This window comes from Streptomyces smaragdinus (genome assembly GCF_009604385.1).
GTDB lineage: Bacteria > Actinomycetota > Actinomycetes > Streptomycetales > Streptomycetaceae > Streptomyces > Streptomyces smaragdinus.
Genome location: NZ_WEGJ01000018.1, coordinates 14,766 through 39,326, shown reverse-complemented (window position 1 = coordinate 39,326; position 24,561 = coordinate 14,766). Strand labels below are relative to the sequence as shown.

Below are 24,561 nucleotides of genomic sequence, written 5' to 3'. Positions count from 1 at the left end.
CGCGATGTTTCTCGGTCTCTCTTCGTGTCAACCGCCGTACAGCCCGGCCGCCTGCGCGGTGAGCCTCAGCCGGTCGGTCTTCTTGTTGGTGTTCAGCGGGAACACCTCGAGCCGGTGGTAGTAGCGGGGGATCATCTGGGCCGGCAGCTGCCGGGCCAGGTCGCGCCGGAGGTCCCGGACGGAGCGCTCCGGGCCGAGGTAGTACGCCACCAGCTCGGTGCTGTGGCCCACCGGGACGCCGACGACGACCGCGTCGGTGACGCCGGTGGCCTCGATCAGGGCGTGCTCGACCTCCGCGAGCTCCACCCGGTAGCCCTGCACCTGGACCTGGGAGTCGGTGCGGCCCAGATACAGCAGCTGGCCGTCGGGCAGCCGGCGGACCCGGTCGCCGGTGCGGTACCACAGCGCGCCGTCGCGCTCGAGGTACTTGCCGCGGCCGTCGGCGGGGTCGAGGTAGCCGGCGGACAGCTGCGGCCCGGACAGCCACAGCTCGCCCTCGGTGGCGGACGCCTCGCCGGCGTCGTCCAGCAGGAGTTCGGCGTGGCCGTCGTGCAGGCGGCCGAGGGGGACGACGCCGTTGACGCCGAGGGCCGTGGAGGTCTCGGGGTGCCAGGTGTGGCGGTGCGTGGTGATCGACATCTCGGTGGGCCCGTAGACGTTGATCACCGCGGAGCCGGGGGCGGCCCGCTGCCAGGCGTCGGTGTCGTCGTAGCGCAGCGCCTCGCCGCCGAAGTACGTCCAGCGCAGGGTCGGCAGGCTGCCGGGGGTGAGGCGGCCGGTGCGGCGGGCCAGGCCGATGACGCTGGGGGCGGAGAACCACACGGTGATGCCGTACCGGGCGACGAACGCCGGGAGGTTGGCGTAGGCGCGCTGGGTGACGGCGACCAGGGGGGCGCCGGCGGCCCAGGCGCACCACAGGTCGGAGACGGCGGAGTCCCAGTTGAGGTTGGCGGCCTGGGAGAAGACGTCGTCGGCGGTGAAGTCGTACCAGGCGTCCATCAGGCCGAAGTAGTGGGTGAGGTTGCCGTGGGTGAGGCGGACGCCCTTGGGGGTGCCGGTGGAGCCGGAGGTGAACAGGACGTACGCGACGTCCTCCGGTCCGGCGGGGCGGGGGGCGTCGAGCGCGGGGACGTCGAGGGCGCCCCGGTGGGGCGCGAGGACGGTCAGGCCGGCGAGGTCGGGGGCCTCGGCGGTGAGTTCCCCGAGCCGGGAGACGCCCTCCTCGTCGACGATCAGCGCGGCGGCCTCGGCGGCGCGCAGCATCGCGGCGAGCTTGGCGGCCGGGAAGTCGGCGAGCAGCGGGACGGCGGTGGTGCCGGCGTACAGGGCGGCGAGGACGCCCAGATACGAGGTGACGGAGCGGCCGGCGAGGACGCTCACGGCCTTGGGCGGGCCGCCGGGGGCGGCGAGCAGCGCGCCGGCCCACGCCAGGGCCGTACGGTGGGCGTCGGCATAGCTGACCGTCTCGTCCCCGACGCGTATCGCCGTAGCGTCCGGGGATTTCTCCAGACCCCGTAGAAATCGGGCGTGAAGCGCCTGATCCATCAGCTCGTCCATTTCCGTCCTCCTGCCCCAGCAACCTCAAAAGACTGATCTGCCTCCGGACTTGGGCGTGCATTGACACACACCGACGTCCGCTTCATTATTCTGCTATGTCAGAGATGAATTCCGCCGCCGTGAAGACGGGGCAGACAACTTCCGAGTGGGACCCGCCTTTTGAGGCGACCATACGTCCCTACCTGCCGTTTCTGTCGCCGGACAGCCCGCTGACAGGAGACGCCGACCTACCCGATCTGGGTCTTGACTCAGTCGGTTCGGTCGAATTGCTGGCCGCCTTGGAGACCGCTTACGGGGTGCGTTTCAAGGACGACGCGCTCAAGCTGGAGAACTTCGCCAGCCCGGATCTGATCTGGCGCACGCTCCAGGAAAAGACCGAGCCCGACGACTGATTTCCAGCGCACCGGACACAAAACCGCCCGCACCACCGTCCGCCCGGCCGGGAGAGAAATCTCCCGTGCCGGGCCGCGGCCGCCGCGCTATTCGGTCAGCCGCATCAGGGACTCCTCGATACGGTCGAGCTGGCCGCGCACGTGCGGCAGCGAGACCGGGTCGGTGGCCTCCAGGGTCTCCTGCTGCAGCTCGTGGGTGGCGCCGTAGAGCATGCTGGTCGCCATCTTGAAGCGCAGCGCGTTCCAGTCGTCGCCCAGATGGTGGCCGGCCAGGACGACCACCCCGAAGCGGTCCAGGATGGACCGGGCCAGGGTCGGCGAGTCCGTGACGCCGTACCCGGTGAGCTTCTCCCGCAGCGGCCCGAAGTCGGGGTAGACGTAGAACGCCCCGGTCGGCGGGCGGCAGTCGGCGCCGGCGGCGACACACATCCGGTACACCTCGGCGGCCACCAGTCCGTGCAGCCGGGCGGCGGCGGCCATCCGCTCGCGTACCTCCGGCGGCTCGGCGAAGACGTACTCGGCGACCTCCTGCATGGGCTGCGCCAGCGTGGACCACACCTCGCTGGCGGCGGAGGCGACGCCGTCGCGGATCCACTCGCCCCACGGCCCCTCGGGGAAGCGGGCCATGCCGATGCGCCAGCCGCCCAGCGACATGCTCTTGCTGAGGCCGGTGGCGACGATGGTGCGCTCGGGGGCGATCTCGGCGGGGCTGAGGAAGGGGTGGCCGGGGTCGTGCAGGACGTCGCGGTAGATCTCGTCGGAGACGATGAGCAGGCCCTCCTCCTCCGCGATGCCGCACAGCTCGTGCACCATCTCCGGGGACACGGTCGTCCCGGTGGGGTTGTCGGGGAGGGTCAGCACGATGATCCGCGGGTCGTGGCCGAGGAGCCGGGCCGCGGCGATGTGCTCGCGCAGCACCCGCGGGTCGGGCACGCCGCCGCACTCGGGCGGGATGGGCACGGCGATGGCCTTCTTGCCGGCCAGCTGGGCCTGCGGGACGTAGGTGTTCCAGGCCGGGCGGGGCAGCAGGACGTCGCCCGGCACGACCAGGTTGATCGCCATCAGCAGCGGTTTGCTGCCGGGTGCCACCACGATCTGCTCGGGCGCGGTGGGCAGCCCGCGGCGTTCGAAGTAGCCGGCTCCGGCGGCCAGTACGGCGGGACCGCCGGCGACCGGCCCGTAGCCGTTGCGCCGGGCTCCCTCGGTCAGCTTGGTCACCAGCGGCTCGAACGGCGGCAGCCGGGACTCGCCGAAGGCGAGGTGGACGAGCGACTCGCCGGCCGCCTGGCGCTCCGCCACCAGCTGGTTGAGCGCCAGGTTCGGCGACATCCTCATGTCGGTCATGGCCAGCAGCTCCTCATTGTGCGACGACGTCGGCCACCAGGGACTGGCCGGTCCGGGTGGCACCGGATTCGCCGACGGCCCGGGCGGGTCCGGCGATGGCGCGGGCGATGTCGGCCGGGGTGGCCGGGTCGAGTCGCAGGTCGTCGAGCCAGGCGGCCGCCGGGTCGTACCGGGCCCGGAAGGGGCGGCCGACCAGGGCGGGTTCGCGGGCCTGCAGCAGCCGCAGCCGGAACCATCGGCCGTCGAAGGCCTCCTCCGTACCGTCGACGACGACCTTGCCGGGGGTCGCCGACATCACCGGGCCGCGCACCGTGCGGGCGAGGCCGGGCAGGGTGCGGTAGGCGGTCTGGAACAGCTCGGCGGCCCGGGCGAGCGGCACCTTGAAGTAGTCGTGCGGGCCGGTGTCGCGCTCGACGAACATGTAGTACGGCACGGCCCCGGCGTCGAGTTCGGCCCGCCACAGGTCGGCAAGGACGGCCGCGTCGTCGTTCACCCGGGCGATGAGCGGGGCCTGGCAGTAGACCACGGCGCCGGTGGATCTGATCCGGGACAGCGCCCTGCGGGCCTGGTCGGGCACCAGCTCGCGCGGGTGGCTGAAGTGGGCCATGACGGCCAGATTGCGGCCGGAGGCAACGATGTCGTCGAAGAGCCGCAGCAGGTCGTCGGCGTCGGCGTCGGTGGTGTAGCGCTGCGGCCAGTAGGCGACGGACTTGGTGCCGATGCGGATCGTACGGACGGTGTCGACGGCCAGCAGCGGCTCGAGGTGCCGGCGCAGCCGCTCGGTGGACATGATCATCGGGTCGCCACCGGTGACCAGCACATCGCTGATCGACGGATGGGCCGCGAGGTGGTCGAGCAGGTCCTCGGGTCCGGTGGCGGCGAAGCGCAGTTCGGCGTCGCCGACGAACTGCGCCCAGCGGAAGCAGTACGTGCAGTACGCGTGGCAGGTCTGGCCCTGGCTGGGGAAGTACAGCACCGTCTCGCGGTACTTGTGCTGCAGCCCCGGCAGCTTCTCCCCCTCCCGCAGGGGGACGTTGAGCTCCTTCTGCCCCGACGGGTGCGGGTTCAGCCCGCCGCGGATCCGCGCGACCACGCCGCGCAGTCCGGCGCGGGTGCCGGGGTCGGCGGATACGGCGGCCAGGGCGCGCTCGTCGCCCTCGGCGAGCATGCCCCGCTGCGGGAACACCAGCTGGAACATGGCGTCGCCGGGGATGTCGGACCAGTCGATCAGCTCCGAGAGCACATATTCGTTGACCCGGAACGGAAGCACGAGCGACACCAGCCGGACGGCCTCGCGGATGTCGGCCGGCAGACCGTACCGGTCCGCGATCTCGTCGAGCTGCCGGGGTCCGTAGGCGCGGAAGCGCGTTGCGCCGACCGGATCGGTCAGCAGCAGTGACGACATGTGTCCATTCCTCCAGCGTCTGCCTCGAGGTGCAGTGCCGCGGATCCGGTGAAACCCGCGATCTCAGGCTAGGGAGCGGCCGGGACGGCGGGACCCCGGAACCGACCCCTACCCGTACGGGGCCGGTCCCGGGGTCCCCGTCGGTCAGGCGGCCTCGGGCGCGGCCTTGCGGGCCGCCTCCGGCTGGGTGTCCGCGGCCGAGGCACGCTCCCGGTCACTGCCCACCGAGCGCAGGGCGTACAGCGAGAAGACGGCGGCCACGGCCATCACCGCGGCGCCCGCCCAGGAGGCGCCGTGGACCTCGCTGGTGAAGGCCTCGCGGGCGGCGTCGACGAGGTGCCCGGAGGCCGGTTCGGGCAGCGTCCCGGCGGCCGACAGCGCGCCGCCGATGGTCTCCCTGGCCGGTTCCAGCGCCTCGGGCGGCACCCCGGCGGGGGCGTCCAGGGCGGGGCTGTTGCGGTAGACGGCGGCCCCGAGGGCGCCGAGCGCCGCGATGCCGAGGGCGCCGCCGAACTCCTGCCCGGTCTGCAGCAGCGCGGACGCGGAGCCGGCCCGCTCGGGCGGCGCCTGGCCCACGACCAGCTCGGTGACCAGCGTCAGTACGGGCGTGACGCCGACAGCCACGGCGATGATGCCGACGATCATCACGGCCAGCCCGTCCTCGGCCGGCGCCCGGGTGAGCATCAGCAGCGCCAGCCCGGCGATCGTGAACCCGGTGGCGATGATGTACGCCGGTTTGACCGTCCGTACCAGCACGGTCGCCAGCGGCACCGCCATGCCCACGGCGACGGTCCCGGGCAGCGTCCACAGCGCGGCCTTCAGGGCGCTCATCCCGAGCACCGACTGCAGATACTGGGTGCTGAACAGCGAATAGCCGACGAGGATGAACGACGCCAGCACGTTCGCCGTCACCGCCGGGCCGATGGACCGGCCGCGCAGCAGCCCGACGTCGATCATCGGGTCCGTGACGGTCTGCTGCCGCCGGACGAACACCGGTACGAACGCGAGACCGACCACGACGGCGACCACGGGCACCAGCCCGACCCCGTCGACGGCGATCTTCTTGAAGCCGTAGATCACGGGCAGCACGGCGGCCAGTGAGACGACCGCGCTCAGCACGTCGAAGCGGGCCGCGGAGGGCGTCCTGAACTCCGGCAGCAGCACCGGCCCGACGGCGAGCAGGAGCAGCATGACGGGGACGTTGATGACGAACACCGACCCCCACCAGAACCAGTTCAGCAGCGCGCCGCTGACCACGGGCCCCAGCGCCGCCCCGACGGCCATCCCGGTGGACCAGACGGCGACGGCGGTCCGCCGCTGGGTCTGGTCGTGGAAGATGTTGCGGATCAGCGCCAGCGTCGACGGCATCAGTGTCGCGCCGCCGAGGCCCTGCAGGGCGCGGGCGACGATGACGGTCTCCGGGTTTCCGGCGTACGCGGCGGCGAGCGAGCCGAGGCCGAAGACGACCGCGCCGACGAGCAGCAGCCGGCGGCGGCCGATGCGGTCGCCGAGCGCGCCCATGGTGATGAGCACGCCGGCCAGCACGAATCCGTAGATGTCGGCGAGCCACAGCTGCTGGTCGCCGCTGGGCCGCAGGTCCTCGCTGATGGCCGGCAGCGCGAAGTACAGGATGGTGAGGTCCATCGAGACGAGCAGCACGGGCAGCAGCAGCACGGCCAGGGCGAGCCATTCCTTGCGGCCCGCCCGTGGCCGCGGCGGCGCGCCGTTCGGATTGTCCGGTGCGGTGGTCATGAGAACCGACTCCTAGCGTCGTGTGGGGGCGGGTGCGGTGCACGTCGCGTACGTGAGGGCTCCGGCTCCGCGCGAGAGCCTGTCTCCGATGCCCCGCCTGCGCCCGGGCGGGGCATCGGAGACAGGCTCTGACGGTCGTACGGCGAAGTCCTTGTACGAGGCTTGTGCAAGGGTTTGCGGGGGTCGGTTTCCGGCCGCGCGGACGGGCTCAGCCGGCGGGCTCGATGAGCCGCGCGAGCAGCTGTCTGCGGTCCGTCTTGCCGTTGGGCGTGACGGGGATGCCGGGGATCAGATGGATGCGGCGGGGCAGCATGTACGAGGGCAGGGACTGCTTGCAGAACGCGGCGAGCAGATTGCTGTCGAGGTCGGCGTCCTGGACGGCGACGACGAACGCGTTGAGCTCGGGGTCCTCCCCGCGCCCGGGGCTGACGACCGCCGCGGCGGCCTCCACGCCGGGGAACTCCGCGAGCCGGCGCTCGATCTCGCCCAGCTCCACCCGGTTGCCGCGGATCTTCACCTGCAGATCGGCCCGCCCGGCGAAGTACAGCTCGCCGTGCGGCCCCCGGTACGCCAGGTCGCCGGACTTGTACACGACCTGGCCGGACTGCGGACACAGCGGATCGGGCACCAGCGCGCCCCGGGTGGCCTGCGGGTCGTCCCAGTAGCCGGTGAACAGCGACGGCCCCCGGAAGTGGATCTCTCCCACCTCCCCGGTGTCCTCCACGACCCGCCCGTCCTCGTCGACGAGCAGGATCTCCGCCCCCGGATAGGGGTAGCCGATGGACAGCTCGTGCGTGTCCTCCGGCACCGGGTACGGCACATCGGTGAGGGAGAAGGCCATCGCCTCCGTGGGCCCGAAGCAGTTGGTCACCCGCACCCCCGGCAGCAGCCCCTGCAGCGCCCGCAGCTCGGGCAGCGGGAACGCCTCCCCGGAGAACAGCACCCCGCGCACCTGACCGGCGAGCTTCGCCAGCCCCGCAGCCTCGTGCCGCAGCATGGGCCGCCAGATGGACGGCACCCCGTCGACCTGCGTGGCGCCGGTCTCGGACAGGAACCGCGCCAGCCGCCGCGGCCAGTGCACCAGCTCCCTCGGTACGGGAATGAGCAGCGCACCGCTGCCCAGCGCCAGCCCGATGTCGAGCAGCGCGAAGTCGAACTGCAGCGGCGAGCACGTGGCCAGCCGGTCCCCGGCGGTGACGATCCGGTGCGCGAGCATCCCCCGGTAGAAGGCGAGCACCCCGCGGTGGCTCATCACCACGCCCTTGGGCCGCCCGGTGGTCCCCGACGTGAAGATCATGTACGCGGCGTCAGTGCCGACGGGAACCCGCCGGTGCCGCTCGCGCGCCGCCGGTGCCCGCTCGACGGTGATGCCGCCCGGCCCGAACCGCACCGTGCCGACCTCGTCGGGCAGGTCCGTACGGGCGCCGTCCTCGCGCTGGGCGTGCAGGGCGGGCCGGGCGGTGTCCAGGATGGACCGCAGCCGCTGGTCGGGGACCTCGGGGCTGACGGGGATGAACGTCAGCCCCAGCATCGAGCAGGCCAGCAGCAGCCCGACGGCGGGTCCGGAGGTGTCGGACTCGATGACCACCCGGTCGCCGATGTCCAGGCCCAGCGCGTCCAGGGCGACCGCGTAGTCCTGCACCCTGCGCTCGAGTTCGCCGTAGCTGAGGACGCGTCTGCCCCCGTCCCCGTCGGGCTCGACCACGGCCGGCGCGTCGGGGGTGTCCCGGGCGGCGGCGAGCAGGAGTTCGTGCATGCGCTGGGCGTCGTGGCGGACGACGGCGGGTGGCGCTTGGGTCGGGATCACGGGTGTTCCACCTCTGTTCGTTGGGCTGTCAGCCAGTCGTCGACCACGGGGGCGGTCGTGTCGACGTCCTGCTCGGCGATGGTGAAGTGCGTGCCGGGCACGGTGACGACGACGGCGTCGCCGTCCCAGTCGGCCTGCCAGTCGCCGCCCTGGCTCTCCGGTCCTGTCTCCTCCGCCTCGCCGAACTGGAACAGGTCCCCGGCCCGGACGAAGAGAACCGGCGCACTGATGTCGCGCTCGCGGAACTGCGGGAGCAACTCCACGTACCGGCCCATGGCGGAGAGCTCGGCGCTGGAGAAGGCGCCGAGCGTGTTGCCCTTCTCCTGGACGGCGAGCGCCATCTGGTTGAAGATCGCGTCGTTGGCGGGGCCCATCCGGTACGTGTCCATCAGTACGAGTCCGGCGGGCCGCACCCCGTGCTCCTCCTCCAGCCGGGCCACGGTGGCGTGGGCGAGCAGACCGCCGGAGGAGAAGCCGAGCACGGCGAACGGCTCGCCCTGCGCGGTCTCCAGCACGGCCCGCGCCAGGACGTCGACGGCGGCGTCGAACGACTCGGGCAGCATGTCGCCGCGCCCGAAGCCCGGCGTGGGCAGCCCCCAGACGGGGACGGACAGCCGGGCGGCGAGCCGGGCGTGCTGGTGGACACCGCCGGCCACGGTCGGGGTGCTGAGGCAGATCAGCCGGAGCCCGCCGCGGTCGCCCTCGGTGCGCTGGGCGGCGCCGTAGGCCACGGCCTGCGGCAGCCGGTCCAGGCCGGCGGCGTCCGCGAAGGCCGGGCGCAGCGCGGCCACCGACCGCAGCATGGCCAGGCCCGGCTGGACGTGCCCGGCGAGGATGGCGTCAAGGAACAGCTGGTACAGGGTGTCCTCGCCGCCCCCGTCGGCGGGCGTCGCGGCCGTGGTCTCGGGCGCGGCGCCGTCGGCGAGCCGGGCGGCGACGAGCCGGGCGAACTCGGCGGGCGTACCGCTGTCGAAGACGACCATCGCGGGCAGCGACAGTCCGCCGGCGACGTTGATCCGGTTACGCAGCTCGACGGCGGTCAGCGAGTCGAAGCCGCACTCCAGGAACCCGGCCTCGGGGTCGAGCACGCTCGCGTCGGCGAAGCCCAGCACCTCCGCGGAGTGCGTCAGCACGGCCGCCAGCACCGCCTGTTCGCGCTCCGCGTCCCCGAGCCCGCGCACCTGGGCGCGCAGCGCCCCGGCCGACCCGCCGGCGGAGGCACCGGCCCGCCGTCGGGCGGCGGGTGCGAGGCCCCGCAGCAGCGCGGGCACCTCGTCGGTACGGGCCCGCAGCGCCGCCGTGTCGATGCGCAGCGGCGACACGCACGGGGCGTCGCCGGACACGGCGGCGTCGAAGAGCCACAGGCCCTCCTCCTCGGACAGCGGCGGGGTGCCGGCGCGGGCCAGTCGCTGGAGGTCCGCGTCGCCGAGCCACTGGCTGAGGCCGGTCGCGGTGTCCCAGAGTCCGAAGGCCATGGCGGTGGCGGGCAGTCCGGCCGCCCGGCGGTGCTGGGCGAGGGACTCGAGGAAGACGTTGGCCGCCGCGTAGTTGCCCTGGCCGGCCGCCATCACCGTGCCGCCGGCGGAGGCGAACAGCGCGAACACCGTCAGCCCGGCGTCGGCGGTCAGCTCGTGCAGATGCCAGGCGGCGTCGGCCTTCGCGGTGAGTACGTAGTCGATCTGCTCGTCCGTCATCGCCCCGACGAGGGCGTTGTGGGCGACACCGGCGGCGTGCACGATCCCGCGCAGGGGGTGTGCGGCGTCGACGCCGTCCAGCAGCCGGGCCAGGTCGGCGCGGTCGGAGACGTCGCAGGCGGCGACCGTCACGCTCGCGCCGAGGGCGGCCAGTTCGTCGCGCAGCCCGGCGGCGCCGGGTGCGTCGGGGCCGCGGCGGCTGGTCAGCAGCAGGTGCCGTACGCCCCGCTCGGCCACCAGGTGCCGGGCGACGACGGCGCCGAGTCCGCCCGTACCGCCGGTGATCAGCACCGTGCCGTCCGCGTCCCACACCTCGCGTCCGCCGTCGGCGGCGGAGCGGGCCAGGCGCGGGACGAGCACCGCGTCGCGGCGGACGGCCGCCTCGGGTTCGCCGGAGGCGAGGGCGGCGGCCAGGACCCTGGGCGATTCGGCGCCTCGGCCCTCGAGGTCCAGCAGGCCGAACCGGCCCGGGTTCTCCGCCTGGGCGGCGCGCAGCAGACCCCAGACGGGCGCCTGCGTGACGTCCACGGGGGCGCCGTCGTCGACGGCGAGGGCGTTACGGGTGACGACGACCAGCCGGGAGCCTGCGAACCGCTCGTCGCCCAGCCACTGCCGCACGGTGTGCAGCGTCGCCGTCAGCGCCGCCCGTACGCCTGCGGGGACGTCGCCGTCGGACGGCTCGGCTACGGGGACCGGCCACACCACGACGTCGGGCACCTCACCGGCGGGGAACGCCGCCGGGTCGGCGACCGCCGGGACGCCGGGGACGTCGAGCCCCGGTCCGGCGATCCTCCACGACCCGGGCGGGGTGCCGTGCGGGGCGGGCTTCCACTCGACGGCCAGGAGCGCGTCGCGGTGCCCGCCGCCGCCCAGTTGCCCGGGGGCGACCGGGCGCAGGAGCAGGGCGTCGACCGTCGCCACCGGCCGGCCCGCGGGGTCGGTGAGGTCGATCCGTACGGCGTTGCGCCGGCCCTCGGCGGGCGACAGGCGGACGCGTACGGCCGAGGCGCCGGTGGCGTGCAGGGTGACGCCGTCCCAGGAGAACGGCAGCAGCGCCTGGCCCTGGTCCTCGTCGGCGCCCAGGCCGCCGAACCCGAGGGCGTGCATCGTGGCGTCCAGCAGCGCCGGGTGCAGCCCGTACTCCGCGGCCTCGGCCTGCGCCTCGCCGGGGAGCTCCACCTCAGCGTACAGCTCCTCGCCCGAGCGCCAGGCGGCCTTGAGGCCCTGGAACACGGGGCCGTAGCCGAAGCCCCGCTCGAGCAGCCGGTCGTACAGCCCGTCCGCGTCCAGCTCCCCGGCCCCCTCGGGCGGCCAGACGGCCGGTCCCTCGGCGGGCGGGATGCCGGCGGTGCCGAGGACGCCCTCGGCGTGCTTCGTCCACGGGCCGTCGGCGCCGGACTCGGGCCGCGAGTAGATCTGTACGGGACGCCGCCCCTGCTCGTCCGTGGCACCGGCGAGCACCTGGAGGGCGACGCCGCCGTGCTCGGGGAGGATCAGGGGGGCGTGGAGGGTGAGCTCCTCCACTGTCGGGCAGGCGGTCAGTTCGCCGGCCTGGAGGGCGAGTTCGACGAACCCCGTCCCGGGGAGGAGGATCCCGCCGTGCACGGCGTGGTCGGCGAGCCAGGGCTGTGCGTCGACGGCGAGGCGGGCGGTGAACGTGAGGGCGTCGGAGTCGGGCGCCGGGAGGCACGCGGCGAGCAGCGGGTGGGCGACGGCGGACTGACCGGTCGCGGCGGCGTCGGCGGTGGAGCGGATGGGGTCGACCCAGTAGCGGGTGCGCTGGAAGGGGTAGGTGGGGAGGTCCACGCGGCGGGCGCCCGTCAGGTACGCGGGCCAGTCGACCGGGGTGCCGGTGACGTGGAGGGTCGCCAGGGCGGTGGCCAGGGCCTCGGGTTCGGGGCGGTCCTTGCGGAGGGCGGGGACGGCGGCGGTGACCTCGTCGAGGGTCTGCTGGGTGAGGCCGGTGAGGGTGCCGTCGGGGCCCAGCTCCAGGAAGCGGGTGGCGCCCTGGACGTCGAGGGTCCGGACGGCGTCCGAGAAGCGGACAGCCTGACGGACCTGGTCGACCCAGTACGCGGGGGTGTGCCAGGCCGTGGCGGTCTCGCCGGTGACGGTGGAGATCGCGGTGAGACGTGGCTCCTCGTACGACACGGACTCCGCGACCTGGGCGAACTCGGCCAGCATCGGCTCCATCAGAGGCGAATGGAACGCGTGCGATACGGACAGACGCGTCGTCTTGCGACCCTGTGCCTTGAAGTGCTCGCCGATCGCCAGCGCCTCGGCCTCGTCACCGGACACCACCACGGACGTGGGGCTGTTGACCGCCGCCAGGGACACCCCGTCGGTCAGCAGAGGCGTGACCTCATCCTCCGATGCCTGTACGGCGACCATCGCGCCGCCCTCCGGCAGCGCCTGCATCAGGCGGCCCCGAGCAGCGACAAGCTTGGCGCCGTCCGCCAGGGAGAACACCCCGGCGATATGCGCCGCCGCCAGCTCGCCGATGGAGTGTCCGGCCACGCAGTCGGCCCGTACACCCCACGACTCGACGAGTCGATAAAGCGCCACCTCAATAGCGAACAGAGCAGGCTGCGTGAACCCGGTCCCGTTCAGGACATTGGCGTCCTCACCCCACACGACCTCCTCAAGCGGCCGTTCGAGATGCGGATCCAGGACAGCACACACCGCGTCAAAGGCCTCGGCGAAGGCCGGGAAGGCGTCGTACAACTCCCGCCCCATCCCCACCCGCTGCGACCCCTGTCCGGTGAACAGCACAGCCAGCCGCCCACTCCGCCGGCTGATCCCCCGAACCACCGCCGGCGCGTTCCGCCCCTGCGCCAGCGCCGTCAGCCCCAGCAGCAGCGCCTGCCGATCGGTCCCCAGCACACACGCCCGGTGCGCGAACGCCGTCCGCGTCGCCGCCAGCGACAGGCCGACGTCCGCCGGCTCGGCCTCCGACCCCGACGCGTGCTCCAGGAGCCGCCCGGCCAGAGCCGCCAGCGCCTCCGGGGACTTGGCGCTCAGCGTCCACGGGATCACCCCGGCGTCCGGGCGCTCGGACACCGGCACCGGCTCCGGCTCCACGGCCGGCGACTGCTCGATGATGATGTGCGCGTTGGTGCCGCTGATCCCGAAGGACGACACCCCCGCCCGGCGCGGACGCCCGCTCTCCGGCCACGGCTGTTCCTCCGTCAGCAGTTCCACCGCCCCCGCGTCCCAGTCGACCTGGTCCGACGGCGCGTCGACGTGCAGCGTCCGGGGCAGCACCCCGTGGCGGATCGCCTGCACCATCTTGATCACGCCGGCCACACCGGCGGCGGCCTGGCAGTGCCCCATGTTGGACTTGATGGACCCGAGCCACAGCGGGTGCTCCCCGTCGCGCCGCTGACCGTAGGTCGCGAGCAGCGCCTGCGCCTCGATCGGGTCGCCCAGCGTCGTACCGGTGCCGTGGGCCTCCACGGCGTCGACGTCGGCGGGTGTCAGGCCCGCGTTGCTCAGGGCCTGGCGGATCACCCGCTGCTGGGAGGGGCCGTTGGGCGCCGTCATACCGTTGGACGCGCCGTCCTGGTTGAGCGCGGAGCCGCGCATCAGCGCCAGCACGGTGTGCCCGTTGGCGCGGGCGTCGGAGAGCCGTTCCAGCAGCAGCACGCCGGCGCCCTCGCCCCAGGCCACGCCGTCGGCGGCGGCGGCGAAGGACTTGGCGCGGCCGTCGGGGGCGAGCCCCCGCTGCCGGCTGAACTCCACGAACATGCCCGGCGTGCCCATCACCGCGACACCGCCGGCCAGCGCGAGCGTGCACTCCCCGGAGCGCAGCGCCTGCGCCGCCATGTGCATCGCCACCAGCGACGACGAGCACGCGGTGTCGACGGTGACCGACGGCCCCTCCAGGCCCAGGGTGTACGAGGTGCGGCCGGAGACGAGGCTGCCGCCGACGCTGGCCGCGGCCTCCACGCCCAGCGCGTAGTCGTGGTACATGAGCCCCGCGTACACGCCCGTGCGGCTGCCCTTGAGGGCGCCGGGGTCGATGCCGGCGCGTTCGACGGCCTCCCAGGAGACCTCGAGCAGCAGCCGCTGCTGGGGGTCCATCATCAGCGCCTCGTTGGGCGAGATGCCGAAGAAGGGGGCGTCGAAGTCGGCGGCGTCGTAGAGGAAGCCGCCCCTGCGGACGTACGTGCGGCCGGGGGTGCCGGGCTCCGGGTCGTACACGTCGGGGTCCCAGCCCCGGTCGTCGGGGAAGTCGGCGATGGCGTCGACGCCGTCGGCGACCAGCCGCCACAGCTCCTCGGGCGTGGTGACGCCGCCGGGGTAGCGGCAGGCCATGCCGACGATGGCGATGGGGTCGTCGTCGGCCGCCGCGCCGCCCGCCGCCGGTACGGCGCGGACGGGGGCGGTGGCGTCGGAGTCGCCCAGCTGCTCGCCGATGTGGCGGGCGACGGCGTCGGCGTTGGGGTAGTCGAAAATGAGGGTGGCGGGCAGCCGCAGTCCGGTGGCGGCGCCGAGCTGGTTGCGCAGTTCGACGGCGGCGAGGGAGTCGAAGCCCAACTCGTTGAAGGCCCGTTCGGGTTCGATGGCCTCGCCGGAGCCGTGGCCGAGGACCGCGGCGACCTGGGCGCGTACGAGGTCGAGCAGGGCGCTCGCCCGCTCCCGGTCGCCGAGGCCCGCGAGCCGGTCGGCGAGCCCGGAGGCCGCGGCGGCGGTCTGCGCGGCGCGCCGCAGGGGGGCGCGGACCATGCCGCGCAGCAGCGGCGGGATCTCCTCGCCGCGGCCACGCAACACCCCGGTGTCCACGCGCAGCGGGACGGTCGTGGGCAGCCGGGAGGACAGGGAGGCGTCGAACAGGGCGAGGCCGAGGTCCGGCGGCAGGGCGGGGAGGCCCTGGGCGGCCATGCGCTGTTCGGCGAGGGCGAGGCGGTCGGTCATGCCGGTGCTGACGCCCCAGAGGCCGAACGCCATGGCGGTGGCGGGGAGTCCGGCCGCGTGGCGGTGGTGGGCGAGGGCGTCGAGGAAGACGTTGGCGGCGGCGTAGTTGCCCTGGCCTGCGGCGAGTACGAGCCCGCCGGCCGAGGAGAACATGGCGAACGCGGTGAGATCGCAGGACGCGGTGAGCTCGTGCAGATGCCAGGCGGCGTCGGCCTTCGGCGCGAGAACGCCGGCCATCCGCTCCGGGGTCAGCGCCCCGATGACGCCGTTGTCGGCGGCGCCGGCTACATGGACGACGGCCCGCAGCGGATGCTCCGCCCCGATGCCGTCGAGCAGCGCGGCGAGGGCGGTGCGGTCGGAGACGTCGCAGGCGGCGACGGACACCTCGGCGCCGAGTGCCGTGAGCTGGGCGCACTCCTCCGCCGCGCCGGGGGCGTCGGGACCGCGGCGGCTGGTGAGCAGCAGATGCCGTACGCCGTGCCGCTCGACGAGGTGCCGCGCCACCCGGGCGCCGAGCCCGCCGAGGCCGCCGGTGATCAGGACGGTGCCGTCGGGGTCGAACTCTGTTGTCTCTTCCGGGAGTTGTACGCGGGTCAGCCGGGGTACGAGGAGCTGTCCGCCGCGTACGGCGATCTCGGGCTCGGCGGCGGCGAGGGCCCGGGCGATCCCGTCGTCGCCGTCGGTGTCGATCAGGACGAAGCGGCCGGGGTTCTCGGCCTGCGCGGCCCGTACGAGACCCCAGACGGGCGCCTGTCGTACGTCCACGTCCTCGCCGTCGGCCGTGCCGACCGCGCCCCGGGTGACGACGGCCAGGGTGGCGTCGGCGAAGCGCTCGTCGGTCAGCCAGCGCTGGACGAGGTCCAGCAGCCGGTCCGTCAGCGACCGTACGGCCGCCGGGACGTCGTCGGTGTCCGGCGTGCAGTGCACGGCGACGACGCCGTGCACGGGGCCCTCGGCGGGCAGTTGGTCGGTGTACGCAACGCCGTCGCCGTCCGGCGCGGGCAGCGGCTGCCAGGCGATCCGGTGCAGCGAGTCGGCGCCCGGGGCGGTCTCCAGCTGCTCCGCCGACACGGGCCGGCCGACGACCGCGCCGACCGTGGCGACGGGCGCACCGGTGGCGTCGGCGACCTGCAGCGACAGGCTCTCGGGCGTCGGCTGGGTGATCCGTACCCGCACGGCGGACGCGCCGCCGGCGTGCAGGCTGACCTCGCGCCACACGAACGGCAGCACGGTCTCGTCCCCGCCGGTCCCGTCGACCAGGGCGGCGTGCATCGAGGCGTCGAGCAGCGCGGGATGCAGGCCGAACCGTCCGGCCTCGGCGTGCTCCTCCTCCGGCAGCTCGACCTCGGCGTACAGCTCGTCGCCGCGCCGCCAGGCGGCCTTGAGGGCCCGGAACACGGGGCCGTAGCCGAAGCCCCGCCCGGCGAGCGTCGCGTAGCCGTCGGTGAGGTCCAGCGGGGTGGCGCCCTGCGGCGGCCAGACGGTGAGGTCTTCCCGGGGCGGCGGGGCGGTGTCGCCGAGGACACCGTCGGCGTGCAGGGTCCAGGGGAGGTCGGGCTGGTCCTCGGGGCGGGAGTAGACGCTGACGGAGCGGCGTCCGTCGGCGTCGGCGGGGCCGACCACGACCTGGACGGCAGCGCCGCCGCTGCCGGGCAGGATCAGGGGGGCCTGGAGGGCCAGCTCCTCGAGTACGGAACAGCCGACCTGGTCGCCGGCCCGGATCGCCAACTCGACGAAGCCGGTGCCGGGCAGCAGGACGTTGCCCAGGACCTCGTGGTCGGCGACCCAGGGGGAGGAGCCGGTGGCCAGCCTTCCCGTGAGGGTGACGACGTCGGAGTCCGGGGAGGGGACGACGGCGCCGAGCAGCGGGTGCTCCGCGTCGGCGAGGCCGGCGTCGGCCATCCGGCTGCCGCCGGCGCCGATCCAGGAGTTGGCCAGGTACTCCTCGATGTCGACCCAGAAGCGGGTGCGCCGGAAGGGGTACGTGGGCAGGTCGATCCGCCGGGCGCCGCTGCCGGCGAAGTACGCCGGCCAGTCCACCCGCACGCCGCACACGTGCAGGTGAGCCAGCGCGGTGAGCAGCGCCTCGGGTTCGGGGCGGTCCTTGCGGAGGGCGGGGACGGCGGCGGTGACCTCGTCGAGGGTCTGCTGGGTGAGGCCGGTGAGGGTGCCGTCGGGGCCGAGCTCGAGGAAGCGGGTGGCGCCCTGGGCGTCGAGGGTCTGGACGGCGTCCGAGAACCGGACGGCCTGACGGACCTGGTCGACCCAGTACGCGGGGGTGTGCCAGGCCGTGGCCGTCTCGCCGGTGACCGTGGAGACGGCCGTCAGACGTGGCTCCTCGTACGCGATGGACTCCGCGACCTGAGCGAAGTCCGCCAGCATCGGCTCCATCAGCGGCGAGTGGAAGGCGTGCGATACGGACAGACGCGTCGTCTTGCGACCCTGCGCCTTGAAGTGCTCGCCGATCGCCAACGCCTCCGCCTCGTCGCCGGAGACGACCACCGATGTCGGGCTGTTGACGGCAGCCAGGGACACCCCGTCGGTCAGCAGTGGCGTGACCTCATCCTCCGAGACTTGTACGGCGACCATCGCGCCGCCCTCCGGCAGCGCCTGCATCAGGCGGCCCCGGGCGGCAACGAGCTTGGCGCCGTCCTCCAGGGAAAACACCCCGGCTATGTGGGCCGCCGCCAGCTCGCCGATGGAGTGTCCGGCCACGCAGTCGACCCGTACACCCCACGACTCGACCAGTCGACAAAGCGCCACCTCAACGGCGAACAACGCGGGCTGCGTGAACCCGGTCCCGTTCAGCAGGGAAACGTCCTCACCCCACACAACCTCCTTCAGCGGCTGTGACAGGTGCGGATCCAGGGCAGCACACACCGCGTCGAAGGCTTCGGCGAAGACCGGGAACGCGTCATACAACCCCCGCCCCATCCCCACCCTCTGCGACCCCTGCCCCGTAAACAGCAGCGCCGTCCGCCCCGCCCGCACCCGCCCGACCACAGCCGCCGGATGCACCGCCCCCGCAGCCACCGCCGCCAATCCCTCGGCGGAAAACGCCACCGCCCGATGCTCCATGGCCACCCGCGTGGTCGCCAGCGAGAACCCCAGGTCCAGCGAAGATCCCGAAACCGCCCCAACCGCAGCGGCCTGCGCCGCCACAGCCTCCGGCGACTTCCCCGACAGCACCAGCGGCACCACCGGCAGCGGCTCCCCCGCAACGGCGGGCTCCTCCACCGCCGGGGGCTCCTCGATGATCACGTGGGCGTTCGTGCCACCGATCCCGAACGACGAGATCCCCGCCCGCCGCGGCGTCCCGTTCCGGGCCCATTCCCGGGCCTCGGTGAGCAGCTCGACCCGGCCCACGCTCCAGTCGATCTGGCTCGAGCGCTGTTCGGCGTGCAGGGTGGGCGGCAGGGTGTCGTGCCGCATCGCCATGACCATCTTGATGATCCCGGCGACACCGGCGGCGGCCTGCGTATGCCCCATGTTCGACTTGATCGATCCCAGCCACAGCGGCCGGTCCTCGTCCCGCCCCTGCCCGTACGTCGCCAGCAGCGCCTGCGCCTCGATCGGGTCACCGAGCACCGTGCCGGTCCCGTGCGCCTCCACGGCGTCCACCTCGAGCGGTGACAGGCCGGCGTCCGCCAGCGCGGCCCGTATCACCCGCTGCTGCGAGGGGCCGTTGGGGGCGGTGAGCCCGTTGGACGCGCCGTCCTGGTTGAGCGCCGAGCCCCGCACGACGGCGACCACCGGATGCCCGTTGGCCCGCGCGTCCGACAGCCGCTCGAGGAGCAGCATGCCGACGCCCTCGCCCCAGCCCGTACCGTCCGCGTCGTCGCCGAAGGACTTGCAGCGCCCGTCCGGCGCCAGCCCGCGCTGCCGGCTGAACTCGACGAACACCTCCGGCGTCGCCATCACGGCCACCCCGCCGGCCAGCGCGAGGGAGCACTCGCCCGTCCGCAGCGCCTGGGCCGCCATGTGCAGCGCCACCAGCGACGACGAGCACGCCGTGTCGATGGTGACGGCCGGACCCTCCAGGCCGAACACGTAGTTGACCCGGCCGGAGGCGATGGCGCCCGTGCTGTTGTTGGCCGCGTAGTCGTGGTACATCATCCCGGCGTAGAGACCGGTCGCGCTGCCGCGCAGGGTCTCGGGGTCGATGCCGGCCCGTTCGAAGGCCTCCCAGGCGGCCTCCAGCAGCAGGAACTGCTGCGGGTCCATGATCGCGGCCTCGTTGGGGCTGATCCCGAAGAACGCCGGGTCGAACTCGCCCGCATCGTGCAGGAATCCGCCCTCACGCGCGTACGTGGTGTGCGGGCGCTCGCCGGACGGGTCGTAGACGCGGTCGAGGTCCCAGCCACGGTTGGCGGGGAACGCGGTCACGGCGTCACGGCCCTCGGCGACCAGGCGCCACAGGTCCTCGGGCGAGCGGACGTCGCCCGGGTAGCGGCAGGACATGGCGACGACGGCGATGGGATCGTCGTCGGTCGCGGTACGGGTGACGGCCGGCGCGCCGCCGGTGGTCTCCGTGTCGTCGGAAAGCTCCTGAAGCAGATGCCGGGCGAGTGCCTGCGGCGACGGGTAGTCGAACGCCAGCGTGGCGGGCAGGCGGACGCCCGCCGCCGCGCTGAGGGCGTTGCGGAACTCGACGGCGGTGAGCGAGTCGAAGCCCAGCTCGCTGAACGCCCGGTCGGCCTCAACCGCGTCGGGACCGCTGTAGCCGAGGATGGCGGCGACGTGGGCCCGTACCAGCGCGAGGAGTTCGGCGAGCCGCTCGTCGCGGTCCAGCCCGGCGAGCCGCTGGACCAGGGCACCGGACTCGGCGGCGGCGGACGCGGACACCTGGGCGCGGCGGCTGGGCCGGATGCGGACCAGGGCGCGGAACAGCGGGGGCAGTTCGTCGCCGGCCTGCGCGAGGACGCCGGTGTCCAGCCTGATCGGTACGACCAGCGCGGTGCCGTTCGCAAGGGCTCCGTCGAACAGCTCGAGGCCGTAGTCGGCGGTCAGCGCCCCGATGCCCGTACGGCTCATCCGCTGCAGGTCGGCCTCCGTCAGCGAGCCCGACATGCCGTCCGCCCACAGTCCCCAGGCGAGGGACTGGGCGGGCAGGCCGTGGGCGCGGCGGTGGGCGGCGAGGGTGTCGAGGACGGCGTTGGCGGCCCCGTAGTTGCCCTGGCCGGCGGCGCCGAGGACGCCGGAGGCGGAGGAGAAGAGGACGAACGCGGCGAGGTCGCGGTCGGCGGTGAGCTCGTGCAGGTGCAGCGCGGAGTCGGCCTTGGCGCGCAGGACGGTGTGCAGCCGCTCGGGGGTGAGGTCGGCGACGAGGGCGTCGTCGAGCACGCCGGCCAGGTGCACGACGCCGGTGAGCGGGACGCCGTCGAGGAGGGCGGCCAGTGCGTCCCGGTCGGCGGTGTCGCAGGCGGCGACGGTGACCTCGGCGCCGGATTCGCGCAGCTCGGCGGCCAGTTCGGCGGCGCCCGGGGCGTCGGGGCCGCGGCGGGAGGCCAGCAGCAGGCTGCGTACGCCGTGCTCGGCGACCAGCCGGCGGGCGACGAGGCGGCCGAGGCCCCCGGTGCCGCCGGTGAGGAGCACCGTGCCGTCGCCGAAGCCGGGCGTGACGCGCTGCCCGGGGTCGTCGGCGAGGCGGACGAGGCGGGCGCCGTAGACGGCGGAGCCACGTACGGCGACGTGCGGTTCACCGGCGGCGGCTGCGAGGGCGACGGCCTCGGGGCGGTCGATGTCGGCGAGGACGATGCGGCCGGGGTGCTCCAGCTGTACGGAACGCACCAGGCCGGCGACCGCGGCGCCGGCCAGATCGCCCGGGACCTCGCCGGGGAGGGCGACGGCGCCCCGGGTGGCGACGACGAGGGTGCGGCCGGTGTATCGGTCGTCGCTCAGCCAGGTCTGCAGGACGGCGAGCGCGCGTTCGGCCGCCGCGTGGACGGCGTCGGGGTCGGTGGCGGGGGCGCAGTGCAGGGCGACGACGTCCGGGACGGGGGCGTCGGCGGGGAGGGTGTCCCAGTCGGGGACGGCGGCGGGTGCGTCGGGAGCCGGGAGCTCGTTCCATACGACGGTGAACAGCGACTCGTGCGCTGCCGCCGCCGCGAGCTGCCCGGCGTTCACCTCGCGCATCGCGAGCGAGCCGACGCCCAGCACGGGGTGCCCGGCCTCGTCGTACACGTCGAGCGAGATCCCGCCCTGTCCGCGCGGCGTGATGCGTACCCGCAGCCGGGTGGCGCCGGCGGCGTGCAGGCGGACCTGGGACCAGGCGAACGGGAGCACGGGGCCCTCGGCGCCGGTGAAGACCTCGGTGAACACGGCGGCGTGCAGGGACGCGTCGAGCAGCGCCGGGTGCATGCCGTAGTCGCCGGCCCGGTCGGTGTCCGGCAGCACGGCCTCCGCGCACACGTCGTCCCCGGCCCGCCAGGCGGCCGTCAGACCCCGGAAGACGGGACCGTACGGCAGACCGGCCTCGGCGAGGACGTCGTACACGCCCTCGACGGGCAGCGGTTCGGCGCCGGGCGGGGGCCAGCTGCCCTGCTGGGGCGCGGGGACGGCCCGGTCGGGGGCGAGGACGCCGTGGGCGTGCAGGGTCCACGGCTGGTCGGGCTGGGCCTCGGGGCGGGAGTGCACGCCGACCTGACGGCGGCCCGTGTCGTCCGCCGGGCCGATCTCGACCTGGACGGCGACGGCGCCGCGCTCGGGGAGGACGAGGGGAGCCTGCAGCGTGAGCTCCTCGAGCAGCTCACATCCGACCTGGTCACCGGCCCGTACGGCGAGCTCCACGAACCCGGTGCCGGGGAACACGACGGCGTCCCCGACGCGGTGATCGGCGAGCCAGGGCTGGGCGTTGACGGCGAGCCGTCCGGTGAGGACGACGCCGCCGGAGTCGGCGAGGCTCACGACGGCGCCGAGCAACGGGTGCTCGGCGGCGGCGAGTCCGGCGGCGGAGAGGTCGCCGGGGGTGGTGGCGGCCTGGACCCAGTAGCGGGAGCGCTGGAAGGGGTACGTGGGGAGGTCGATCCGCCGGGCGCCGGAGCCGGCGAAGAACGCCGGCCAGTCGACGAAGACGCCGGTGACGTACAGCTGCGCCAGCGCCGTGAGCAGGGCCTCGGGTTCGGGGCGGTCCTTGCGGAGGGCGGGGACGGCGGCGGTGACCTCGTCGAGGGTCTGCTGGGTGAGGCCGGTGAGGGTGCCGTCGGGGCCGAGTTCGAGGAAGCGGGTGGCGCCCTGGGCGTCGAGGGTCCGGACGGCGTCCGAGAAGCGGACGGCCCGGCGGACCTGGTCGACCCAGTACGCGGGGGTGCGCCAGCCGGTGGCGATCCCGCCGGTCACCGTGGAGACGGCGGTGAGGGTGGGCTCGGCGTAGGTGATGGACTCCGCGACCGCGCGGAAGTCGGCCAGCATCGGCTCCATCAGGGGGGAATGGAAGGCGTGGGAAACCGAGAGACGGGTGGTCTTACGCCCCTGCGCCTTGAAGTGCTCGCCGATCGCGAGCGCCTCGGCCTCGTCGCCGGAGACGACGACTGAGGTGGGGCTGTTGATCGCAGCCAGGGACACCTGATCGCTGAGGAACGGCGCGACCTCGTCTTCCGAGGCTTGTACGGCGACCATCGCGCCGCCCTCCGGCAGCGCCTGCATCAGGCGGCCCCGAGCCGCCACCAGCTTGGCGCCGTCCTCCAGGGAGAACACCCCGGCCACGTGGGCCGCCGCCAGCTCGCCGATGGAGTGTCCGGCCACACAGTCGGCCCGTACACCCCACGTCTCGACCAGTCGACAAAGCGCCACCTCAATCGCGAACAGCGCAGGCTGCGTGAACCCGGTCCCGTTCAACAGGGAAACGTCCTCACCCCACACAACCTCCTTCAGAGGCTGTGAAAGGTGCGGATCCAGGGCAGCACACACCGCATCGAAAGCCTCCGCGAACACCGGGAAGGCGTCGTACAACTCCCGCCCCATCCCAAGCCTCTGCGACCCCTGCCCCGTGAACAGCAGCGCCGTCCGCCCCTTGGCCACCGTCCCCCGCACCACACCCGGATGCGCCTCACCGGCCCCCAGCGCCGCCAGCCCCTCCAGCCCCGACGCCGCATCCGACGCCAGCACCACCGCCCGCCGCTCCAGCGCCGCCCGCGAAGTCGCCAGCGAATAGGCGGCGTCCAGCGGATCGACCCCCGCCAGCCGCCCGTGCAGCTGACGCGCCTGCGCGCCCAGTGCCTCGGCGCCGCGGCCGGAGACCGGCCACGGCAACGGGATACCGGCCGGCATCCGGCGGGCGGGGCGGTTCTCGGCGTCGGCCGGTGGCTCCTCGGGGGCCGGTGGCTCCTCGATGATGATGTGCGCGTTGGTGCCGCTGACGCCGAAGGCGGAGATGCCCGCCCGGCGGGGCTGCTCGCCGCGCGGCCAGTCGCGGGCCTCGGTCAGCAGCCGGACCTCGCCGGCGCTCCAGTCGACGTGGCTGGACGGCGAGTCGACGTGCAGCGTCCGGGGCAGCTGCCCGTGGCGCAGCGCCATGACCATCTTGATGATGCCGCTGACCCCGGCGGCGGCCTGCGCGTGCCCGATGTTGGACTTGACGGACCCCAGCCACAGGGGCCGCTCGGCGTCGCGGTCGCGCCCGTACGTGGCGAGCAGCGCCTGCGCCTCGATGGGGTCGCCGAGCGTGGTGCCCGTGCCGTGGCCCTCGACCACGTCGATCTGTCCGGTGGACAGGCCGGCGTCGGCGAGCGCCTGGCGGATGACGCGCTGCTGCGCCCGCCCGTTGGGGGCGGTGAGGCCGTTGGAGGCGCCGTCCTGGTTGACGGCGGAGCCGGTGACGACGGCGAGGACGGGGTGGCCGTTGCGGCGGGCGTCCTCGAGCCGTTCGACCAGCAGCATGCCCGCGCCCTCGGACCACCCCGTGCCGTCGGCGGCGTCGGCGAAGGCCTTGCAGCGGCCGTCGGGGGCCAGGCCCCGCTGCTTGCTGAAGGCGACGAACGGCGACGGCGTGGACATCACCATCACACCGCCGGCCAGGGCCAGCGAGCACTCGCGGCGGCGCAGCGCCTGCGCGGCCAGATGCAGCGACACCAGCGACGACGAACACGCGGTGTCGATGGTGACGGACGGCCCCTCCAGCCCCAGCAGGTACGAGATCCGCCCGGAGATCACGGCCGCCGCGTTGGCGGTCGTCATATAGGCCTCGGCTATCTCGCCGGCGGCGCCGATGAGGTGCTCGTAGTCCTGGATGCCGGAGCCCGCGAAGACGCCGACGGGCTTGCCCCGCAGCGAGTCGGGGTCGATGCCGCCGCGTTCGACGGCCTCCCAGGCGACCTCGAGCAGCAGCCGCTGCTGGGGGTCCATGGTGAGGGCCTCGTTCGGGGAGATGCCGAAGAAGCCGGCGTCGAACTCGGCGGCGGAGTGGACGAAGCAGCCCTCGCCGACGTAACTGCTGCCGGTGTCCCCGCCGGACAGCGCGTCGAGGTCCCAGCCCCGGTCGGTGGGGAAGCCGGACACGGCGTCGCGTCCGTCGGCGACGAGCTGCCACAGCCCCTCCGGGGTTGTGACACCGCCGGGGTAGCGGCAGCTCATCGCGACGATCGCGATGGGCTCGTGGTCCTGGTTCTCGGCTTCCTGCAGCCGGCGCCGGGTCTGGTGGAGATCCGCCGTGACACGCTTGAGGTAGTCGAGGAGCCGGTCGTCGTTGGCCATCTT

Annotated in this window: 7 protein-coding genes; 1 reads left to right on the top strand and 6 read right to left on the bottom strand. The window is 74.0% G+C overall.

What is annotated here, in order from left to right; translation table 11 throughout:
- Positions 1-27 precede the first annotated feature (27 nt).
- On the bottom strand, positions 28-1,557 hold the full coding sequence (locus SRB5_RS21315; RefSeq protein WP_194292982.1) for an AMP-binding protein: 1,530 nt from the start codon (positions 1,555-1,557) through the stop codon (positions 28-30).
- Between the two features lie 95 nt (positions 1,558-1,652).
- Here SRB5_RS21315 and SRB5_RS21310 point away from each other — a divergent pair, with 95 nt between their 5' ends.
- Positions 1,653-1,949: a phosphopantetheine-binding protein gene (locus SRB5_RS21310; RefSeq protein ID WP_228390276.1), complete on the top strand. Its 297-nt coding sequence runs from the start codon at positions 1,653-1,655 to the stop codon at positions 1,947-1,949.
- Between the two features lie 87 nt (positions 1,950-2,036).
- Here the strand turns inward: SRB5_RS21310 and SRB5_RS21305 are convergent, their stop codons facing one another.
- From SRB5_RS21305 to SRB5_RS21285, 5 genes are all read right to left on the bottom strand, one after another.
- On the bottom strand, positions 2,037-3,293 hold the full coding sequence (locus tag SRB5_RS21305; protein WP_153454423.1) for a pyridoxal phosphate-dependent aminotransferase: 1,257 nt from the start codon (positions 3,291-3,293) through the stop codon (positions 2,037-2,039).
- Between the two features lie 13 nt (positions 3,294-3,306).
- Positions 3,307-4,698: a KamA family radical SAM protein gene (locus tag SRB5_RS21300; protein WP_153454421.1), complete on the bottom strand. Its 1,392-nt coding sequence runs from the start codon at positions 4,696-4,698 to the stop codon at positions 3,307-3,309.
- A gap of 144 nt (positions 4,699-4,842) precedes the next feature.
- Entirely contained in the window at positions 4,843-6,450 is a 1,608-nt protein-coding gene (locus SRB5_RS21295; RefSeq protein WP_153454419.1) for an MFS transporter, read from the bottom strand.
- A gap of 208 nt (positions 6,451-6,658) precedes the next feature.
- Positions 6,659-8,257, bottom strand: coding sequence for an AMP-binding protein (locus tag SRB5_RS21290; protein ID WP_323378247.1), 1,599 nt, complete (start codon positions 8,255-8,257; stop codon positions 6,659-6,661).
- Complete coding sequence (locus SRB5_RS21285; protein WP_153454417.1) at positions 8,254-24,558, bottom strand: SDR family NAD(P)-dependent oxidoreductase; 16,305 nt, start codon at positions 24,556-24,558, stop codon at positions 8,254-8,256. Before SRB5_RS21285 ends, SRB5_RS21290 begins: the two co-directional genes overlap by 4 nt.
- Positions 24,559-24,561: the final 3 nt, after the last annotated feature.

What these genes read in the sequence shown, in the direction of transcription:
- SRB5_RS21285 (WP_153454417.1), bottom strand. Translation starts at nt 24,558, where the DNA reads ATGGCCAACGACGACCGGCTCCTCGACTACCTCAAGCGTGTCACGGCG.
- SRB5_RS21305 (WP_153454423.1), bottom strand. Translation starts at nt 3,293, where the DNA reads ATGACCGACATGAGGATGTCGCCGAACCTGGCGCTCAACCAGCTGGTG.
- SRB5_RS21295 (WP_153454419.1), bottom strand. Translation starts at nt 6,450, where the DNA reads ATGACCACCGCACCGGACAATCCGAACGGCGCGCCGCCGCGGCCACGG.
- SRB5_RS21315 (WP_194292982.1), bottom strand. Translation starts at nt 1,557, where the DNA reads ATGGACGAGCTGATGGATCAGGCGCTTCACGCCCGATTTCTACGGGGT.
- SRB5_RS21300 (WP_153454421.1), bottom strand. Translation starts at nt 4,698, where the DNA reads ATGTCGTCACTGCTGCTGACCGATCCGGTCGGCGCAACGCGCTTCCGC.
- SRB5_RS21310 (WP_228390276.1), top strand. Translation starts at nt 1,653, where the DNA reads ATGTCAGAGATGAATTCCGCCGCCGTGAAGACGGGGCAGACAACTTCC.